This window comes from Micromonospora sp. DT228, from assembly GCF_049841595.1.
GTDB lineage: Bacteria > Actinomycetota > Actinomycetes > Mycobacteriales > Micromonosporaceae > Micromonospora.
Genome location: NZ_JBNCKO010000001.1, coordinates 366,931 through 387,529, shown reverse-complemented (window position 1 = coordinate 387,529; position 20,599 = coordinate 366,931). Strand labels below are relative to the sequence as shown.

General features: G+C 71.8%; 8 protein-coding genes. 3 read left to right on the top strand and 5 right to left on the bottom strand.

Annotated elements, in window-relative coordinates; all coding sequences use genetic code 11:
• Positions 1-26: 26 nt before the first annotated feature.
• Positions 27-401: a cupin domain-containing protein gene (locus ACLQ29_RS01600; RefSeq protein WP_425769886.1), complete on the bottom strand. Its 375-nt coding sequence runs from the start codon at positions 399-401 to the stop codon at positions 27-29.
• A gap of 186 nt (positions 402-587) precedes the next feature.
• On the opposite strand from ACLQ29_RS01600, the gene ACLQ29_RS01595 reads away from it, so the two are divergent.
• Positions 588-2,171, top strand: coding sequence for an MFS transporter (locus ACLQ29_RS01595; protein ID WP_425769885.1), 1,584 nt, complete (start codon positions 588-590; stop codon positions 2,169-2,171).
• Positions 2,172-2,346: 175 nt separating this feature from the next.
• Here the strand turns inward: ACLQ29_RS01595 and ACLQ29_RS01590 are convergent, their stop codons facing one another.
• Positions 2,347-3,159, bottom strand: a complete 813-nt coding sequence (locus tag ACLQ29_RS01590; RefSeq protein ID WP_425769884.1) for a thioesterase II family protein — start codon at positions 3,157-3,159, stop codon at positions 2,347-2,349.
• Positions 3,160-3,390: 231 nt separating this feature from the next.
• On the opposite strand from ACLQ29_RS01590, the gene ACLQ29_RS01585 reads away from it, so the two are divergent.
• Positions 3,391-3,948 (top strand): MarR family winged helix-turn-helix transcriptional regulator, encoded by a 558-nt coding sequence (locus ACLQ29_RS01585; RefSeq protein ID WP_425769883.1) that lies wholly within the window; start codon positions 3,391-3,393, stop codon positions 3,946-3,948.
• A 64-nt stretch (positions 3,949-4,012) separates the two neighbouring features.
• On the opposite strand, the gene ACLQ29_RS01580 is transcribed toward ACLQ29_RS01585, so the two are convergent.
• The 3 genes from ACLQ29_RS01580 to ccrA are packed head-to-tail and all read right to left on the bottom strand — an operon-like array spanning position 4,013 to position 7,196.
• Positions 4,013-4,870: a 3-hydroxybutyryl-CoA dehydrogenase gene (locus ACLQ29_RS01580; RefSeq protein ID WP_425769882.1), complete on the bottom strand. Its 858-nt coding sequence runs from the start codon at positions 4,868-4,870 to the stop codon at positions 4,013-4,015.
• Positions 4,870-5,868 carry a 3-oxoacyl-ACP synthase III family protein gene (locus tag ACLQ29_RS01575; RefSeq protein WP_425769881.1) on the bottom strand — a complete coding sequence of 333 codons (999 nt, stop codon included), beginning with the start codon at positions 5,866-5,868 and terminating at the stop codon, positions 4,870-4,872. The genes ACLQ29_RS01580 and ACLQ29_RS01575 overlap by 1 nt, the downstream gene beginning before the upstream one ends.
• Positions 5,865-7,196 (bottom strand): crotonyl-CoA carboxylase/reductase, encoded by a 1,332-nt coding sequence (gene ccrA, locus ACLQ29_RS01570; RefSeq protein ID WP_425769880.1) that lies wholly within the window; start codon positions 7,194-7,196, stop codon positions 5,865-5,867. The genes ACLQ29_RS01575 and ccrA overlap by 4 nt, the downstream gene beginning before the upstream one ends.
• Before the next feature lie 173 nt (positions 7,197-7,369).
• Here ccrA and ACLQ29_RS01565 point away from each other — a divergent pair, with 173 nt between their 5' ends.
• A complete protein-coding gene (locus tag ACLQ29_RS01565) occupies positions 7,370-20,599 on the top strand; it encodes an SDR family NAD(P)-dependent oxidoreductase (protein ID WP_425769879.1) in 13,230 nt (4,409 codons plus the stop codon).

Here is a 20,599-nt window from a genome sequence, read left to right as displayed (position 1 = left end):
CGAACGGACCGCTGATGTCGCTGGCCTCAGTTGGCCCAGGGTAGCTGCTGACGGGCGTCACTGCCCGGCACGTAGGCCTCGCCTCCGACGGCCATGGCCACCAGCGCCTCGGCCTTGCCGTCCACGGCGTGGAACGTGCGCTTGACATCTGCCGGAATGACGATGGCCTGGCCGGACTGAACCAGCATGGTCTCGTCGTCCACGATGAACTCGAAAGCGCCGCTGATCGGCATCCACACCTGGTCTTTCGTGATCATGTGGACCGGGGCGTCGGTGCCGGCGGCCATCTCGACCCGCCACGTGCTGATCTGGTTGCTGCCCTGGCTCGGGCCTGCGAGTGCCGCGGCGAGGCCGGCGGGGTTCCTGGTGATGCGGTCTTCGGTTTCGCTGATGACTGGCATGGCAACTCCTGGGCTGAGACTTGAGGTACTGGGCGAGTAAACCTTCTTGATTTTGCCATTGTCAACCCCAGACGATACCCGATAGGGGTGGTAAGGAAAGCCGCTTGACACACATGAGGAAAGCGAGTTTACTTAGTTTCCCGACCGTGGTGTGGAGCCCGGTGTCACGACGTCGAAGGATTGACGATGGAAACTCCCGAAGTCGACGCGCGCAAGCGCCCCCTGATCTTGTGGGTGCTCGCGTTGACGGTCCTGGTCGTGATCATGGATCTGACGATCCTCAACGTCGCGCTGACCACGATCCAGCGCGAGCTCGACGCGTCGAACGCCGACCTTCAGTGGTCTCTCGACTCCTACCTGATCACCTTCGCGGCCTTCATCTTCACCATGGGCGTCCTTGCCGATCGGTTTGGCCGCAAGAGAGTCCTCATCGCCTGTCTGGTGATCTTCGGCATCACGTCGCTGTTCGCGGCGCAGTCCGGCTCGATCGACCAGCTGATCGTCTGGCGGGCGTTGATGGGGGTTGGCGCGGCCGCGCTGCCCACCGTCACGCTGGCGATTCTGATCACCGTCTTCCCGCCGGCCGAGCGGCCCAAGGCGATCGCCGGCTGGGCCGGCGCGGCGGGCATCGGCACCGCCTTCGGGCCGGTCGTCGGCGGTCTGCTCCTCGAAAAGTTCTGGTGGGGCTCGATCTTCATGATCAACGTGCCACTGGTCCTGGTCAGCCTGGTCTTGATCATCTGGCTGGTGCCGGAGTCCCGCAACCCACAGCACGCGAGGTTCGACCCGCTCGGCGTGCTGCTGTCGCTGCTCGGCGTCGGCTCGTTGACCTTCGGCATCGTTCGCGGCGGTGAGGACAACGACTGGCTGGCGGGCGACTCGATCGGCCCGATCGCCGCCGGGCTCGTTCTGCTCCTCGTGCTGGTGCTGACCGAGCGCCGGATGGCGACGCCAGCCCTCGACGTCACACTGCTGGGCAACACACGGTTCGCGGCCGGCACCAGCGTCATCGCGCTGGCATTCTTCGCCCTGCTCGGCGGCATCTTCGTCACCGCTGTCTACTTCCAGGCGGTCCGCGGACTCGAGCCGGCCCAGGCGGGTCTGCTCATGCTCCCCATGGGTGCGGCGGCGTTCGCGGTCTCGTTCGTGATCCCCCGGCTGATCAAGCGCTTCGGTATCCGTGGCGTCGTGGCGGCCGGCACCCTCTGCATGACCGCGTCGCTCGCGATCTTCAGTGTGGCCGTGCGGGACACCCCCACGGTGGTCCTCGTGGCCGCGCAGGTGCTGCTCGGCCTCGGCTGGGGTGTGGTGCTGGCGCCGGCAACAGCGGCGCTGATGTCGGTGGTCCCGATGGTCAAGGCCGGCGCGGGTCAGGCCGTGGCCAACACCGTGCGGCAGGTCGCTGGCGCACTCGGTGTCGCGGTGATCGGCAGCATCCTGGGCGTTGTCTACCGGGACTCGCTCGGCAACGCGGCCGACGTGTTGCCCGCCGGCTCGCGCGACGAGGCAACCGGCTCGATCGGTGGTGCGCTGGACGTGCTCGGGGACGGCGACGTCGGCGGCCTGCGCGGCCAGGTCTTCGACGCCTACCACTCCGGTATGCAGGTGGCGCTGCTGATCTGCGCCGGGTTCGCCCTGCTCGCGGTGCTGGTCGCCCTGCGCCTCCCCGGCCGGCCTCCGGCCCCGCCCGTCGCCGAGACTCCGGTCTCGCCGGCTGTCCCGGTCGAGCCGGAGCCCGCCGGCCGCCCGCAGTCGGTCCCGCGAGCCTGAGCAGTCGACGATGCCCCACCGCCGGTCCCGACCAACGGTCGGAATCCCGAGGTCAAGGCGGTGTTTCAGGCAGGATCTCGGGGTCGGGCGGCGGTTTCTCAGCCGCCACCCGACCCCGAGCGAGCCCGGAGACCCGAGCAGCGCCTCAGCCAGTCGCTGCTCGGTCCCCGGACGGTCAACCCCCGAGCGCCGAACCCTCCGGGCCGGCCGGTCGAACCGACGGCCGCACGGCGGCCCGGATCAGATCGAGGATGGCGGAAGCATGGTCGTCGAGGAAGAAGTGACCACCGCTGAAGGCGCGGAACGAGAAGCCCTCGCCGGCGTGGTCGGCCCAGGCGCGGACGTCGTCGATGCTTGCCTGTGGGTCGCGGTCGCCGCCGATGGCGACGATCGGGCAGCGCAGCTTGACATCAGCGCGGGGCGGGCAGGTTTCGATGGCCCGGTAATCGGATCTGATGACGGGCAGATAGAGCCGCATCAGCTCGGCGTCCGCGAGGATGCCGGCGCCGGTCCCGCTCAGCCGGCGCAGGTCGGCGAGCAGCGCGTCGTCGTCGAGCAGGTGCAACCCGGTGTCGCGGTGACGCGACGGGGCGCGGCGGCCCGACGCGATCAGACACACAGGGGTGCGGCCGGCGGCTTCCAGGCGGTGCGCCACCTCGAAGGCCAGCGTGGCACCCATGCTGTGGCCGAAGAGCGCGATCGGCCCGGAAACGGCACCGATCGCATCGAATATCGCTTCGGCGAGTTCGGGCATCGCCTCGATGCGCCGCTCGGCGAGCCGGTCCTGGCGGCCGGGATACTGCACGGCCACCACTTCGATGCCGGGCGCGAGTGCCCGGGCGGTCGCCAGGTAGTAGCTGGCCGAGCCGCCGGCGTGCGGGAAGCAGATCAAACGGACGGCGGCCTGCGGCGCCGGCCGGAAGGTACGCAGCCAGAGATCGGCCGTTCGGGGTGCCGCGCCGGCCGATCGCTCGGTGCCGATGGACATGTGGGGGCTCCCTTCCCGTCGGGTGCCAGCCTAGGTTCGGCATCTCCTCGGGTGAACCCGGTGCGACCCCCTACCGGAACCCCAGACTTGCGGTAAGGGGCGCTCCCGTCGGGTTCTCACCTGCGACAAAGCTAAACTGAATCATGGCTTGCCCGGGCCGATCCAGGCTCGGCTGCGGAACGATAAGCGCCCGCGGACGGCGGGTGGAAGGCGTGGAAGGAGGGACGTCACATGACCGACAACGCGGATCCGGCAGGGCTTCGGGCACCGTCCACTCCGGGGGCCGTGGCCGGTGCGGCGCCGGTGCAGCCCGACACGGACCGCTCGGATCCGCTGGCCCACGCCGAGCTGACCTTCCTGCTGGGCATGGCGTTTCAGTTGGTGCACGGCGAGTTCGTCCTGCGGATGAACGACCTGGGCTACCAAGAGCTGCGGCCGGTGCACGGCATGCTCTTCCAGTCCCTCGGGCCGCACGGCGCGACCAGCACCGAGCTTGCCGAGAAGCTGGGGGTCACCAAGCAGGCCATCGGCCAGATCGTCGACTTCCTGGCCGATCGCGGCTATGTGACTCGTAAGCCGCACCCGCAGGGCGGCCGCCGGCGGCTCATCGTGATGACCGACAAGGCGATGACGCACCTGGCGATCGCCGGTCGCACCCTGCACGAGCTGGAGGACCAGATCGCCAACCAGCTCGGCCCGGACCGGCTCGCGACGCTGCAGACGCAGCTGGCCCGGCTGATCCGCAACTGCGCGGGAGACGCGATCCCGCCGCTGCGGCCGCTCTGGTGAGCGGAGTTCTCGACTGACATGCGACGGCCCGCCCGGAAGCCAGGCGGGCCGTCGAGGCGCACTGTCAGTACCGGTAGAAGCCGTGCCCGGACTTGCGGCCCAGCCGGCCCTCGGCGACCATCGCGAACAACAGCGCGGGCGCCTTGTAGGAGAAGTTCGCGAGTTCCAGGAAGAGTCGCTCCGCCACCTCGGCGAGCGTGTCCAGCCCGACCATGTCGGCGAGGCGTAGCGGCCCCATCGGATAGCCGCACCCGGCGACCATCCCACGGTCGATGTCGTCGGCTGTGGCGTGACCCGACTCGACCATCCGGATCGCGCCGAGCAGGTAGGGCACGAGCAACGCGTTGACGATGAGGCCGGGCCGGTTTGCGGAGCGGACCACTTCCTTGCCAAGCCGGTCGGCGAGAAAGACGCTCACCCGCTTCGCCACCGACTCGTCGGTCGACGCCGGCCGGGCGAGCTCCACCAGGGGCATCACCGGTACGGGATTGAAGAAGTGCAGACCCAGCACCGGGCACCCGCCAGCCGCGGAGACCAGGGCGTCCAGTGGGATCGACGAGGTGTTCGACGCGAGCACCGTGCCTGGCGGTACGACGGCGCTCAGGCCCTTGAAGATCGTCACCTTCAACTCCTCGACCTCGGTGACCGACTCGATCACCAGATCGCAGTCGGCGAGGTCGGCCAGGTCGGCGGTGAACGACGTCAGTTCCTCGGCCCGGGCGCGTTCGGCAGGCGACATCCGACCACGTTCGACTGCCGCCGCGTAGCAGGACGCCAGCCGTCGCCGTCCACGCTCGGCCGACGGCCGGCTGGACGCGGCGACGCGTACCTGAAGGTTGGCCCGTGCGCACAGCTCGACCAGGCCGGCGCCCATGACACCGCAGCCCACCACGCCGACCCGGGCGATCTCCTCGACCGGCATCAGGCCACCCAGCGCAGCAGACAGTTGCCGAGCGCCATCCCGCCGCCGAACCCGGAGAGCATCACCAGGTCGCCGTCGTGCAGGTGGCCGGCCCGGTTGGCCTCGTCCAGGGTCACCGCCAGCGAGGCGCTGCCCATGTTGCCGTAGCGCTCGATGGTGCGGTGGATCTGGGCCTTCTTCAGCTCGAGCAGGTCGGCGAGCCGTTCGAGGATGACACCGTTGGCCTGGTGGGGCACGAAATGGTCGACGTCGGACGGGTCGACGCCGGCCCGGTCGAGCAGGACGCTCACCGAGCCGGGAACGGTCTCCATCACGAACGAGGTCACCTCACGGCCCATCATCCGTAGGTAGTGGCCGCCCTCCGCGAGCGTGCTCAGCGACGCCGGACGACGGCTGCCGCCGGCCTCGATCTTCAACAGCTCACTCCGGTCGCCACGGCCGCGCAGTTCGACGTCGAGGATGCCGGTCGAGTCGGGGACCGGGCCTAGTACGGCCGCGCCCGCACCGTCGGCGAGCAGCACCACCACGCCGAGATCGTCCGGGTCGACGAAGCGGGAGTAGAGGTCGGCCGATATGACAAGCGAGTACCCGTCCGGCTTGAACGTGCTCATGCCGCGGGCGAGCGCGACACCGTAGACGAAGCCGCTGCACCCGATGTTGACGTCGAAACAGGCGGCCCGCTCCGCGCCGAGCATCGCCTGCACCAGGCAGGACGTGGGCGGGAAGGGATGGTCGCCGGTGCCTGTGGTCACGATCAGATAGTCGATCTGGTCGGCGGTGATGCCTGCCGCCCGCAGCGCCTGCCGCCCCGCCTTGACCGCAAGGTCGGAGACCGCTTCGCTGGGCGAAGCGTACCGTCGGGACCGGATCCGGGTCTTGCGGAGGATCCATTCCTCGGTGACGTCGAACCGTTCCGCGATCTCCTCGTTAGTTAATTCCTTGCGGGGCAGGTAGGAGCCGGTCCCAAGAATTCCGGTGCCGTTTCTGAGAGAACTCAAATCCCTGCTCCAAACGGGTTCGCGCGCCCCGTGCCCAACTCGGCCCGGAGCGCGGGATCGGTGATTCCGAGGCCGGCCTCCGGTGCCAGGCACAGCACGCCCACCTTGCCGAAGTGGCTGTTGGTCTGCACCGTGCGAGTCGCCTCGGCCACCTCGGTCAAGGGGTGGAGGGCGGAGAGCACGGGCTTGATCCGGCCCAGGTTCACCAGCCGGTTGGTCTCCCACATCTCCTGGATGTTGGCGCCGTGACTGCCGACGATGCGTTTCAGCTTCATCCACAGGTAACGGTTGTCGTACTGGTGCCGGTAGCCCGAGCTGGAGCCGCAGGTGACCACGGTGCCGCCCCGGCGGGTGACGAACATCGAGATGCCGAACGTGGCCCGGCCCACGTACTCGAAGACGATGTGCGGGTCCTCGCCGGTCTCGCGACGGATGATCGTGCCGAGGCGCTTGCCGGCCTGCACGACCGTCACCGGGTCGTCCAGGTCGCGGCCGATCCCCAGCTCGTTTCGGTTGATCACGACGTCGCAGCCGAGTCGACGCAGCACCTCGGCCTTCTCCTCGGAGCCGACCACACCTACCGCGATGCCGCCGCCACCCCGGACGAGTTGGACCGCGTGGACCCCGAGGCCGCCGGTGGCACCCCAGATCAACACCACGTCGCCCTGCTTCATCCGGGCGCCGCGGTCACTGATCAGCATCCGGTACGCGGTGCCCGCGCACGCCGGGATGCTGGCCGCCTCCTCCCAGGTCAGGTGCGTTGGCTTGGGGATCAGCTGGGTGGCCCGCACGACGGCGTAGTGGGCGAGGCCACCGAAGTTGGTCTCGTAACCCCAGGCGCGTTGCTCCACCCCGAGCATGCCGTCGGCGTGCGTCGCCGGTTCCTGGTCGTCGGCCTGCACCGGGCTGAGCACCACGCGGTCGCCGACCTTCCACCGCCGTACCGCCTCGCCGACGCGCACGATGACGCCGGCGCCGTCCGAGCCGAGCGCGTGGAACGGCTGGTCGTGCCGGCGCTCCCACCCGCCCTGCCTCGCCAGGTTCCGCAGGAAGTCGAAGGTGGGCAGTGGCTCGAAGGTCGCCGACCACACCGTGTTGTAGTTGACGCAGCTCGCCATCACGGCGACCAGCACCTCGTCGGGCGCGATCTGGGGCATGTCCACCGGCCCGACCCGCAGGGACTTGCGGACGTCCTTGTCGGCGGTCCCGCTGAACATCCCGACGTCCTCGACACGCGTGTGGGCGGCGACGTACGTGGCTGGTACCGGAAGCGCCGCGAGCTGGTCGGGCGCTGCGCCGGCGACCACGGCGGCGGAAAGTTCATCCATCTCGGTCGTCCCCTTCGGCGGGCGGTAGAGGTCACCCCGGAGCGCTGCCCACGTCGATTCGCGGGCCGTTGGGTTCAGACAGTGAGCCGAGCGTTGCACGGCGCATTCGAGCCGCGACACCGGAGCCGGACAAGATAGGGGTCTCGTAGGGGGACCCCGTCGCACACCCGACGATGCCGGATCGTGATAGGGGTTATCGGGTCGTCTTCCCATTCGTATCGTCGTTTTCGATGACCGAAGGGAATTCGATGCGTTCTTTTGCTTCCACGCACCTTCCGTTGTCATCTTCGGATGGCATAGACGCATGGGCCGAGGGAAATGCGATAGCGATCGTCGGGATGTCCTGCCGATTTCCTGCCGCAGCCGGCCTGGACGAATTCTGGGACCTGCTGGCCGGCGGGCGTTCGGCGATCTCGGACACCGCGCCGCAGGGGCGCGGCGCCGGGATGACCCGCGGTGGCTTCCTGGACGGGGTGGACCTGTTCGACCCCGAGTTCTTCGGCATCTCGCCCCGCGAGGCCGCGGCGATGGACCCGCAGCAGCGCCTGATGCTCGAGCTGGGCTGGGAGGCGCTGGAGCACGCCGGGATCCGTGCCGGTGAGCTGCGCGGAAGCCGCACGGGCGTGTTCGTCGGCGCGATCGCCAGCGACTACGCCGAGCTGGTGACGGCCGCCGGCACAGCCACCCCGCACTCTCTCACCGGCCTGCACCGCAGCCTGATCGCGAACCGGTTGTCCTACGCCCTGGGCCTGCGCGGTCCGAGCATGACCGTCGACACCGGACAGTCGTCCTCGCTGGCGGCCCTGCACCTGGCCCGGCTGAGCCTGCTGGCCGGTGAGTCCGACCTGGCGATCGTCTCCGGTGTGCAGCTCAACCTCGCGGGGGGTCCACTCGCGGTCTCCCAGGAGTTCGGCGGACTCTCACCGGACGGTCGCTGTCACACCTTCGACGCCCGGGCCAACGGCTACGTCCGGGGCGAGGGCGGCGGCGTCGTGGTGCTCAAGCCGTTGCGCGCGGCGCTGGCCGACGGCGACGTCGTCTACTGCGTGTTGCGGGGCAGCGCGCTCAACAACGACGGCGGCGGCCGAGCGCTCACCGTGCCGCACCGGGAGGCCCAGGAGGCCGTGCTGCGGGAGGCGTACGCGACGGCGGGCGTCGACCCGACCCGGGTCGGATACGTGGAGTTGCACGGCACCGGCACCCGGGTCGGCGATCCGATCGAGGCGGCGGCGTTGGGCGCCGTCTTCGCCTCCGGACGACCCGACGGTGACCCGCTGCTGGTCGGCTCGGTCAAGACCAACATCGGCCACCTCGAGGGCGCGGCCGGCATCGCGGGCGTGATCAAGACGGTCCTCGCGATCCACCGAGGCGTGCTGCCGCCGAGCCTCAACTACGCCACCCCGAACCCGGAGATCGACCTCGAGGGGTGGCGGCTGTGCGTGAACACCACCGCCCGGTCGCTGCCGGCGGGCGAGGCCGGCGCCGTGGCCGGGGTCAGCTCGTTCGGCGTCGGTGGCACCAACTGTCACGTGGTCCTCGCGGCCCACCGTGGCGCGGAGCCCGACCCGTCACACGGACCCGCGGTGCTCGGTGACGGCATCACCGTCTGGCCGGTGTCCGGCCGCTCCGAGGCGGCCCTGCGGGGGCAGGCCCGCCGGCTCGTGGAGTTCGCCGGGACCGAGACCGTGGCGTCACCCGCCGAGATCGGTGCGGCCCTCACCCGTACCCGCGAGACCTTCGCCCGTCGCGCCGTGATTCTCGGCACCGACCGTGCTTCGCTGCTGGCCGGCACGTCGGCGGTGGCCGGCGGAGGACCGGCGGCCGGGGTCGTCTCGGGCAGCGTGACAGCCGGCGCCGACCGGGTCGTCTTCGTCTTTCCCGGCCAGGGCACCCAGTGGGCCGGGATGGCTGTGGAGCTGCTCGACGCCTCGCCGGTCTTCGCGGCCGCGCTCGCCGAGTGTGACGAGCACATCGTCGAGTTGGCCGGCTGGACCACTGCGGACGTGCTGCGTGCCTCCCGGAATCCGGAGGGTGCCGAGTTCCTCGCCCGGATCGAGGTCCTCCAGCCGGTGCTCTTCGCGGTGATGGTCTCCCTGGCCCGGCTGTGGCGGGACTGCGGGGTCGAGCCGGCCGCCGTCGTCGGCGCCTCCCAGGGCGAGTTCGCGGCGGCCTACGTGAGTGGAGCGCTGTCCCTGGCCGAGGCGTGCCGGCTGGTCGTGCAGCGCAGTGCGCTGCTCGGCGAGCAGATGGCGGGCCGGGGACACATCGCCTCGGTGGCGCTCTCCCGCGAGCAGGTGCAGGAGCGCCTGGGCCCGTGGCGTGACCGGCTCGCGGTTGCCGGATGCAACGGTCCGCGGGCGACCACCGTGGCCGGGGCGGCGGACGCGCTGGCCGAGTTCATCGACTCGCTGGTGGCCGACGGCATCGCCGCCCGGGTCGTGCCGTCGACAGTCGCGCTGCACTGCCCCGACGTCGACGACATCCGCGACGCCTTCTACGAGCGGGTCGACCCGCCGGCGCCGGCGGCCACCGACGTGCCGTTCTACTCGACCGTTACCTGTCGGCCGGCCGACGGTGCCGGGCTCGATCTCGACTACTGGTACGGCAACGCGCGGGAGCCTGTCGACTTCGCCGGCGCGGTGCGGACGATGGCGGCCGACGGATACCGGATCTTCCTCGAGATCGGGCCGCACCCCGTCCTCACCGTCGGCGCACAGGAGACATTCGAGCAGGAGGGCGTCGACGCGGTGGCGTTGGCGACGCTGCGTCGCGACCAGGGCGGCCCGATGCGATTCGCCACGGCGTTGGCCGAGGCGTACGTGCGCGGTGTGCCGGTGGACTGGGCCGCGCCCGTCTCCGGCATCGTGCGCCACCGGGTCGTCCTGCCGACGTACTCGTTCCAGCGGCAGTCCTACTGGTTGCCGGAAATCGCCCCGGGCACCGGGCCCGCCCCGACGTCTACTCCGACGTCTACTCCGACTCCGCCGCCAGTGACCGTGCCGGTCGACGAGGCGGCCTCCGAAACCGATCATCGGGAGTTGGTCAGCGGGCACGTCGCCGCCGTGTCGGGGCGTGCCGCGCTCACCGCCGAACAGCACCGGTACACGTTCAAGGACCTCGGTTTCGACTCGGTCATGCTTGTCGAGCTGCGCAACCGGCTCACCATGGCGACCGGTGTCTCCTGGCCGACGACTGTGCTCTACGACCACCCGAGCGTGGCGGCGCTCACCGCGTACCTCGACAGATCCGACACCGACGGGCTGCCCACGCGGGCGGCGGCCGATCCGGCGCCCGCCGCGGCGCGGGACACCGAGCCGATCGCGATCATCGGGATGGCCTGCCGCTACCCCGGTGGCGTCGCCTCGCCGGAGGACCTGTGGCGGCTGGTCGACGACGGGGTGGACGCCATCACGGAGTTCCCCCTCGACCGGGGGTGGCCGGTGGACGACGTGGTCGACCCGACCGGCGAGCGGGCCGGAACCTCGTACGTCGGTGCGGGCGGCTTCCTGCACGACGCCCCGATGTTCGACCCGGCCTTCTTCGGCATCTCGCCGCGCGAGGCGCAGGCGATGGATCCGCAACAGCGGCAACTCCTGGAGGTCTCCTGGGAGGCGCTGGAACGGGCCGGCATCGACCCGGCCACCCTGCGCGGCAGCCGGACCGGCGTCTTCGTCGGCGCCATGGCCCAGGACTACGGCCCCCGGCTGCACGAGCCGACCGGCGACGGCGACGGGTACGCGCTCACCGGCACCACGATAAGTGTCGCCTCCGGCCGTATCGCCTACACGCTCGGGCTGGAGGGGGCCGCGTTGACCGTGGACACGGCCTGTTCCTCCTCGCTGGTGGCGCTGCACCTGGCCGCCGAGGCGTTGCGCGACGGCCGCTGTTCGATCGCGTTGGCCGGCGGCGTCACGGTGATGGCCAACCCGGGCATGTTCGTGGAGTTCAGCCGGCAGCGCGGGCTGGCCCCGGACGGCCGCTGCAAGGCCTTCGCCGAGGCGGCCGACGGCACGGCCTGGGCCGAGGGCGCGGGTGTGCTCGTGGTGCAGCGACTCTCCGACGCGGTCCGCGACGGGCGCCGGGTGCTGGCCGTGCTCCGCGGCTCGGCGGTGAACCAGGACGGCGCTTCCAACGGGCTGACCGCGCCGAGCGGCCTCGCCCAGCAGCGGGTGATCCGGGAGGCGCTGGCCGACGCGCGACTGTCCGCGGTGGACGTCGACGTGGTCGAGGCCCACGGCACCGGCACCCGACTGGGCGACCCGATCGAGGCCCAGGCCCTGCTTGCCACGTACGGTCAGGATCGGTCGACGCCGCTCTGGCTGGGTTCGCTGAAGTCGAACATCGGACACAGCCAGGCGGCCGCCGGAGTCGGCGGCGTGATCAAGATGGTGATGGCGATGCGGGCGGCCACGCTGCCCCGCACGCTGCACGTCGACACGCCGTCCACGGTCGTGGACTGGTCGGCCGGCGCGGTGGCCCTGCTGAGTGAGCCCCGGCCCTGGCCCACAATTGATCGCCCGCGCCGGGCAGCGGTCTCGTCGTTCGGCATCAGCGGCACCAACGCCCACGTGATCCTCGAACAGGCGCCGGAGGAGACCCCGCCGGCCGCGGTCCCCGCCGCCGAAGGTCCGTACCCGATCCTGCTGTCAGCCCGCGGCCTACCGGCCCTGCGCGCCGCCGCCGACCGGCTGCGCGGCCACCTCGCCACCCGGCCCGACCTGGCGCCGGCGGAACTCAGTCAGGCGCTGCTCACCGGCCGCACCGCGCACCCGGACCGCGCCGTCGTGGTGGCCGAGGATCGCCACGGGCTGCTCCGCGACCTGGCAGCTCTCGCCACCGGCCAGGAGTCGGCGAGCGTCGTCACAGGCGTGGCCGCGCCTCGTGGCCGGACCGTCTTCGTCTTCCCCGGCCAGGGCTCGCAGTGGGCCGGCATGACTGTCGACCTGATCGACCACGATCCGGCGTTCGCCACCCGGCTCGGTCAGTGCGCCGAGGCGCTCTCCTCCTTCGTCGACTGGTCGCTGCTTGACGTGCTGCGCCAAGTGGAGGGCGCGCCCGCGCTGGACCGGGTCGACGTGGTGCAGCCCGCGCTCTGGGCGGTCATGGTCTCGCTCGCCGAGTCCTGGCGGGCCCGGGGCGTACGGCCGGACGCGGTGGTCGGGCACAGTCAGGGCGAGATCGCCGCGGCGACGGTGTCCGGCGCGCTCTCGCTGGTCGACGGTGCCCGGGTGGTCGCGCTGCGCAGTCGCAGCCTGATCCGGCTGGCCGGCACCGGCGCCATGGCCTCGGTGCCGGAGCCCGAGCACAAGGTCCGGGAGCGACTCACCCGCATCGGCGGCCGGATCAGCGTCGCCACGGTCAACGGCCCGATGAGCACCGTGGTGTCCGGTGACCCCGATGCGGTGGCCGAGGTGCTCGCCGTCTGCGAACGCGAGGGTGTCCGCGCCAAGCAGATATCTGTCGACTACGCCTCGCACTCCGAGTACGTGGAGTCGCTGCGGGACGAAGTGCTGGACCTGCTCGCCGGCACGACGCCGTCGTCCGACTCACTGCCGTTCTACTCCACCCTTCTCGGCGCCCGGCTCGCCGACACCGCCGAGCTGACCGCCGAATACTGGTTCCGCAGCCTGCGTGAGACAGTCCGCTTCGCGGACGCCGTCGAGGCCCTCAAGGCTGCCGGGCACGACACCTTCGTCGAGGTGAGCCCGCACCCGGTGCTGCTACAGGGCATCGAGGAGATGCTCACCGACGAGGTCGCGGTCGGCACGCTTCGCCGCAACCTGCCCGGACCGGCCCGCTTCCTGACTTCGGTGGCCGAGCTGCACGTGCGCGGCGGCAAGGTCGACTGGCCGGTCCCGCCGGCCCCGCGTGTCCTCGACCTGCCCACCTACCCGTTCCAGCACGGGCGCTACTGGACCCGGCCCGAGGAGCGTTCCACAGGTCTGGCCGAGGCCGGGCTGGCGGATGCCGGGCACCCGCTGCTCGGCGCGGTGGTCGAGCTGGCCGACGGCGGCCAGGTGCTCACCGGCCGGCTCTCCACGCGTACCCATCCCTGGCTCGCCGACCACGTGGTGCGGGGCACGACGCTGCTGCCCGCGACCGGCTTCGCCGACCTTGTGCTGCACGCCGCCGCCGCGGCCGGCTGCGACGTGCTGGAGGAACTGCTCGTCGTGGCGCCACTGGTGCTCCACGGTCACGACACCATCCAGGTGCAGATCGTGCTCGGCGCGGCCGGGGCGGACGGGCGTCGGACGGTCGCGCTGCACGCGCGGCCCGGCGACGACCACGAGTGGGTCCAGCACGCCAGCGGCACGGTGACCGCCGGCTCGGCCGGCCCGACACCGGCCGCCTGGGCCGCGGCCTGGCCACCGGCCGGCGCGGCCGCCCTGGACGTCGACGAGGCGTACGGGCGGCTGTACGCGCTCGGCTACGAGTACGGTCCGGCTTTCCGCAACCTGCGCTCGCTGTGGCGTGCGGGCGATGACATCTTCGCCGAGGTCGCACTCGGCGAGGACCTCACCGGCACCGGGTACGTGCTGCACCCCGCCCTGTTCGACGCGGTGCTGCACCCGGTGGTCCTGGACGCCCCGACCGGCGCCGGCATCCGGCTGCCGTTCTCCTTCGCCGGTATCCGGCTGCGGGCGGTGGGCGCGAGCCGCCTGCGGGTGCGGATCCGGGCCACCGGGGAGGACACGTACGCCTGCGAGCTGGCCGATCCGGCCGGTGCGCCGATCGCCTCGATCACCGCACTTACCCTGCGTGAACGGCTTGACGGCCTGCCCGCCGCGTCCTCGACCCGCCGCGACAGGCTGTTCGAGGTGGACTGGGAGCCCGTGCCGGAGCCGGCCCTGCCGGAGGGGACCCCCGGCGCGGTGGTCGTCGGTCCGTCCGGCTCGCTCGGGCTGACGTCCTACCGCACCCTCGCCGCGCTGCGGGTGGCGATCGCCGGAGGAGCGCCCGCCCCGGACGCCGTGGTGCTGAGCTACTCCTCCGGCCGGGCCGGCTCGGACGTCGCCGAGGTGATCCACGACGCCACCGCCGAGCTGCTCGAGACGGTGCAGGACTGGCTCGCCGACGAGGTGCTCTCGGCCTGCCGGCTCGTCCTGGTGACCCGCGGTGCGGTGTCCTGCCTGCCCGGCGAGGACGTGATCGACCTGCCCGGGGCGGCGCTGTGGGGTCTGCTGCGCAGCGCCCAGTCCGAGGTGCCCGACCGGATCGGGCTGGTCGACCTTGGCGACCAGGGGGCAGCCCGACTCACGGCGGCACTGGCGACCGGGGAGCCACAGCTCGCGGTACGCGGTGACCAGCTCCTGGCGGCCCGGCTCGAGCGGTACCGCGGTGCCGGTGAGCTGAGCACGCCCGCCGGTGGGCGGGACTGGCGTCTGGAGCTGACCGAACGCGGCAGCATCGACAACCTCGTCCTCGCCGAGGCACCCGACCCGCAGCAGTTGACCGGTCACCAGGTCCGCGTGTCGATCCGCGCCATCGGTGTGAACTTCCGCGACGTGATGGTCGCGCTCAAGATGTATCCCGGCGCGGCCAACCTCGGGGCCGAGGGCGCCGGCGTGGTGCTCGAGGTGGGTCCCGAGGTCACCGGCCTCGCGGCCGGCGACCGGGTGATGGGCCTGTTCATCGACGGCATCGGATCGACTGCCACGACCGACGGCCGCTACCTTTCCCGGATCCCGCAGAGCTGGTCGTTCGCCCAGGCCGCGGCAGTGCCGGTGGTGTTCCTGACCGCGTACCACGGGTTGGTCGAGCTGGCCGGCCTGCGAGCCGGCGAGCGAGTGCTGGTGCACACCGCCACCGGTGGCGTCGGTCTGGCCGCGCTCCAACTCGCCCGCCACCGCGGCGCCGAGGTCTTCGCGACGGCGAGCGCCGGTAAGTGGCCGGTCCTGGCCGCGCAGGGCATCCCGGCCGACCACATCGCGTCCTCCCGCGACCTCGGCTTCGAGGCCGCGTTCGGGACGGTCGCCGGTGGGGCCGGTCTGGACGTGGTGCTCCATTCGCTCGCCCGCGAGTTCACCGACGCGTCGCTGCGGCTGCTCGGCGCGGGTGGCCGGTTCGTCGACATGGGCAAGACCGACATCCGCGACCCCCAGCGGGTCGGCGTCGACCACCCCGGTGTCACCTATCAGAGCTTCGATCTGCTGACCCTGGGCCCGGAGCGGATCGCGGCGATGTTCGCCGAGCTGCTCGTCCTGTTCGAGCAGTGTGCGTTGCGGCCGCTGCCGGTACGCACCTGGGACGTGCGCACCGCCCCGCAGGCGCTGCGTTTCGTCAGCCAGGCCCAGCAGATCGGCAAGGTGGTGCTGACCGTCCCGACGCCGCTCGACCCCGAGGGTACGGTGCTGATCACGGGCGGCACCGGTGTGCTCGGCGCGGCCCTGGCCCGCCACCTCGTCGCCGTGCACGGCGTACGGCACCTGCTGCTCACCAGTCGCCAGGGCCCGGACTCGCCCGGCGCCGGGTCGCTGCGCGACGAGTTGGTCGCCGCGGGAGCCGAGGTGACGGTCGCCGCGTGTGACGCCGCCGACCGGGACGAACTGGCCGACCTGCTGGCCGGGATCCCGGCCGAGCACCGCCTCACCGCGGTCATGCACCTGGCGGGCACGCTCGACGACGCCACCATCACCTCGCTGACCCCGCGCCACCTCGAACGGGTTTTGCGCCCCAAGGCCGACGCCGCGTGGCACCTGCACCAGCTCACCGAGGGGCACGACCTGAGCGCGTTCGTGATGTTCTCCTCGGTGGTCGGCGTACTCGGCACGCAGGGGCAGGCGAACTACGCCGCGGCGAACGCATTCCTCGACGCGCTGGCCCAGCACCGGCAGGCGACCGGGCGCCCCGCGACAAGCCTCGCCTGGGGCATCTGGGCCGCTCGCAGCGCGATGACCGCGCATCTGAGTGAGGCGGACATCGCCCGCTTCGCCCGTGGCGGCAGCCTTCCGCTCGAGACCGACGAGGCGCTCGCACTCTTCAGCGCGGCGCTGGACCGGCCCCGCGCGGTGCTCGTGCCGGCCCGCCTCGACCTCAGTCCGTCCCGGGCCACCCCACCGATGCTGCGCCGCCTGGTCCGGGTGCCGGTCACCGCTGCCGACACCGGCCCGGCCGCGTCCGAGTCGCTGGCCGACCAGCTCAGCCGGCTCTCCGGCAGCGAGCAACTGCGTACGTTGCTGGAGCTGATCCGCGCACACGCGGGGGTGGTCCTCCGCCAGGGGGACGCGCAGGCCATCGGCGCCACGCAGGCGTTCAAGGACCTCGGATTCGACTCGCTGGCCACTGTGGAGCTGCGCAACCGGCTCGGCGCGGCGACCGGCCTGCGCCTGCCCATCACGCTGCTCTTCGACGACCCGACACCGAACGCGCTGGCCCGCAAACTCCGTACCCTGCTGGTCGGCGAGACCAGCGGAGCCGGCGAGACCAGCGAGGTCGGGCAGGCCGACGATGCCAGCACGGTGCCCGTCGCGCCGGTGCCGATCACCCCGGCGGCCGGCCCCGAGCCACTGGCCGTCATCGGCGTCGCCTGCCGGCTGCCCTCGGCCGACGACGTGGACGGACTGCGCCGTCTGCTGCGCGAGGGCCGCGAGGGGGTCCGGCAGGTGCCGGCGTCACGCTGGGACGCGGCGGCGTACGCCGACCCGGAGTTGATCGTCCCGGTCGAGGCCGGCTTCCTGACCGGCGCGATCGACGAGTTCGACCCGCTGTTCTTCGGTATCTCGCCACGTGAGGCGATCGAGATGGATCCGCAGCAGCGGCTGTTCCTCGAGGTTGCCTGGGAGGCGCTGGAAGACTCCGGGCTCGCCAACGACCGGCTGGCCGGAAGTCGGACCGGGGTCTTCGCCAGCGCCATCTGGCACGACTTCGCCGAACTCACCACCGGGCGGACCGGCCCGCAGACGGCACACTCGGCGACCGGCGGGGCCCTCAACATGGTCGCCAACCGGCTGTCGTACGTGCTCGGCCTGCGTGGTCCGAGCATGGTGGTCGACAGCGCCTGCTCGTCGTCCCTGCTCGCCGTGCACCTGGCCTGTCAGAGCCTCTGGTCGGGCGAGTCCGAGGTGGCGATCGCCGGCGGAGTGAACCTGCTGCTCAACCCCGAGAGCATGGTCGCGCTGACCAAGTTCGGCGGTCTGGCGCCGGACGGCCGCTGCAAGTCCTTCGACGCTCGGGCCGATGGTTTCGGGCGCGGTGAGGGCTGCGGCGTGGTGGTGCTCAAGCCGCTCTCCCGGGCGCTCGCCGACGGCGACGACGTCTGGTGCGTCATCCGCGGTTCGGCGGCGAACAACGACGGGCTCAGCAACGGGTTGACCGCCCCGAGCTCGGAGGCACAGGAGGACGTGCTGCGGGAGGCGTACCGGCGGGCCGGGGTCGACCCCGGTGACGTGCACTACGTCGAGGCGCACGGCACCGGCACCGCACTTGGCGACCCGATCGAGGCGTCCTCCCTCGGCGCGGTCCTGACCAGGGGACGGGCCGACGACGCGAGTCCGTTGGTCATCGGGTCGGTCAAGTCCAACATCGGTCATCTCGAAGCCGCGGCCGGCATCGCCGGCCTGCTCAAGACGGTGCTGGTGCTGCGCGACAAGGAGATCCCGGCCAGCCTGCACTTCGACGTGCCGAGCCCGCACATCGACTTCGACGGGCTTCGGCTGCGGGTGCCGCGCGAGCGGGAGTCCTGGCCGGACGACAGGCCCCTGCTGGCCGGCGTCAGCGCGTTCGGCTGGGGCGGCACAAACGTCCATCTGGTCCTCGAAGGCCGCCCACCGGCGCCGCGCCCGGTCCCCGCCGAGAAGAACGCGTACCTGCTCACGCTGTCCGCGAAGAGCGTGGGTGCGCTACGCGACACGGCCGCCCGGGTGGTCCGACAGATCGACGAGGCCGGCGACTCGCTCACGCCAGTCGATCTGGTCGCCGCGGCCGTCCGCCGGGGCGAGTTCAACCACCGCCTGGCCGTCACCGGCGACTCGGTGGAGCAGCTCCGCGCCGCCCTCGCCGACGACGGCGACGACGCGCGGGGGTACGCCGAGGCCGCTCCGAGGATCGCCTTCGTCTTCCCCGGCCAGGGCTCGCAGTGGCTGGGCATGGCCCAGGAGCTGATGGCGGCCGAGCCGGTCTTCGCCGAGGCGGTGCACGCCTGCGACGAGGCTGCCGCCGAGTTCAAGGACTGGTCGGTCGCCGACGAGCTGGCGGCCGGCGCGGAGGACTCGCGGCTGGACCGGATCGACGTCGTTCAACCCGTGCTCTGCACCGTCGAGATCGCGCTCGCGGCGCTCTGGCGCTCGTGGGGCGTGCACCCGGACGCCGTGATCGGACACAGCATGGGGGAGATCGCCGCCGCGTACGTCGCCGGCGCACTGCCGCTGCGCGACGCCATGCGGATAATCTGCCGTCGCAGCGTGCTGCTGCGCCGCGTCAGCGGCCAGGGCGCGATGCTCAACGTCGAGTTGTCGCTGGCCGACGCCGAGCGCCTGATCGTCGGGCACGAGGACGCGGTGTCGGTAGCGGTCAGCAACAGCCCGCGCTCGACCGTGCTTTCCGGAGACAAGGACGTCCTGGCCGGGTTCCGGGACCGTCTCGAGGGCGACGGGGTGTTCTGCCGCTGGGTCAGGGTGGACGTCGCCTCGCACAGCCCACAGATGGACCCGCTGCGCGACGATCTCCTCGCCGCCCTCGACGGCGTCGCGCCAGGACCGGCCGACGTGGCGTTCTGGTCGACCGTCACCGGCACGACGCTGGAAGGGTCCGAGCTCACCGCGGCGTACTGGGTGGACAACCTGCGCCGTCCGGTGCTCTTCGCCGACCAGGTGGCGCGGCTGCTCGCCGACGGCGTGCGGGTCTTCGTCGAGCTGAGCCCACACCCCGTGCTGCTGCCCGCGGTCGAGCAGATCACCGGACCGGACGGCACCCCGGCGGAGGCGCTGCCCTCGCTGCGTCGCCACGAGCCGGAGCGCGCCGCGTTGCTGCGGTCCCTCGGCCGTCTCTTCACCCTCGGCGTGCCGGTGGCGCAGAGCCCCGCGCTGGCCGGTCCGCGCGGCACCCTGAAACTGCCGCACTACCCGTGGCAGCGCGAACGGTTCTGGCCGTCGACGGCCGGCCGGCCGGTCCGTACGGCGGGCGCGACCCTGCTCGGCAGCCGGTTCGACCCGGCCTCCGCGCCGGGCACGCACTACTGGCAGCGCGATTTCGACAGTGCGACAGCCGCCGTCCACGATCACCGGATCGGCGGCCACGCGCTCGTGCCGGCCGCCGCCTACGTCGACATGGCGCGAACCGTCGCCGCCGAGCTGGGCGCGGCCCCGGACCACGAGTTGCTCGACCTCACCTTCCCCGAGGCGCTGCGGATCCCGGACGACGAGTCGCGGACGGTGCAGACCGAGGTGTCGCGGGCCGGCGACGGGTACCGGATGCGGGTGTACGCGCCGGACGGCCAGGCACCGGTACTCGTGGCCGAGGGCGTCGTACGGCCGGTCCCGGCCGCCGGGCCGTCCGCGCCGTTCGACGTGGACGCGGTGCGCGGCCGGCTGGCCGAGGAACTGGCCGGCGGCGACTTCTACCAGCGGCTGGCGGCGGCCGGGATCAGCTACGGCCTCGCCTACCAGGGTGTCGAGCGGGTCTGGCGAAGGGGCGGCGAGGCGTTGGCCCGGCTGCGTCTGCCGGCCGCCCGCCCGGCTCACCTCGTCGATCCCGCACAGCTCGACGCCGCGTTGCAGGCGGCGGTGGTGCCGCTGCTCGGACCGGACTGGGGCCGCGACGCGTCACACGCCTTCCTGACCGCCGCGATCGGGTCGGTCCGCATCTTCGGCCGGCTCGGTACGGAGTGCTGGTCCCACGCCGTGGTGCGGCCGGCCGGCTCGGTCGCCGACCGCTTCCTCGCCGACATCACTGTGGTCGCGCCGGACGGCGCGGCACTGATCGAGGTACGCGACATGGTCGTGGTCCGGCTCCCGAACGACGCGGCCGCGCCGGCCCCCGAGTCCGACGGGGTGTACGCCCGGCTCAGTGGTCTGGACGGGCCGGACGCGCAGATCGCCGCGATCGAGGAGATCATCCGGGAGAACGTGGCCCGGGTCGTCAAGCTGACCTCCGAGCGGATCGAGAACGATCAGCCGCTTCGCAGCCTCGGCATCGACTCGGTGATGTCCCTGGAGCTACGCACCCGCCTTGAGCGGGAGTTGGGCATCCAACTGTCCGCCACGTTGATCTGGAACCACCCGACGATCCGCGAGATGGCGCCGTTCCTGGCAGCCAAGCTCGGGCTGTCCGCCGAGCCGGAACCGCCCGTCGCACCCACCGTGACCCTCGACGAGCTGTACGTCGACGTCGACGTCGACGTCGACGACCCGGCTGGGCAGCTCGCTCGCGAGATCGCCGAGCTGACCGAGCGAATGGAGAACATCTGA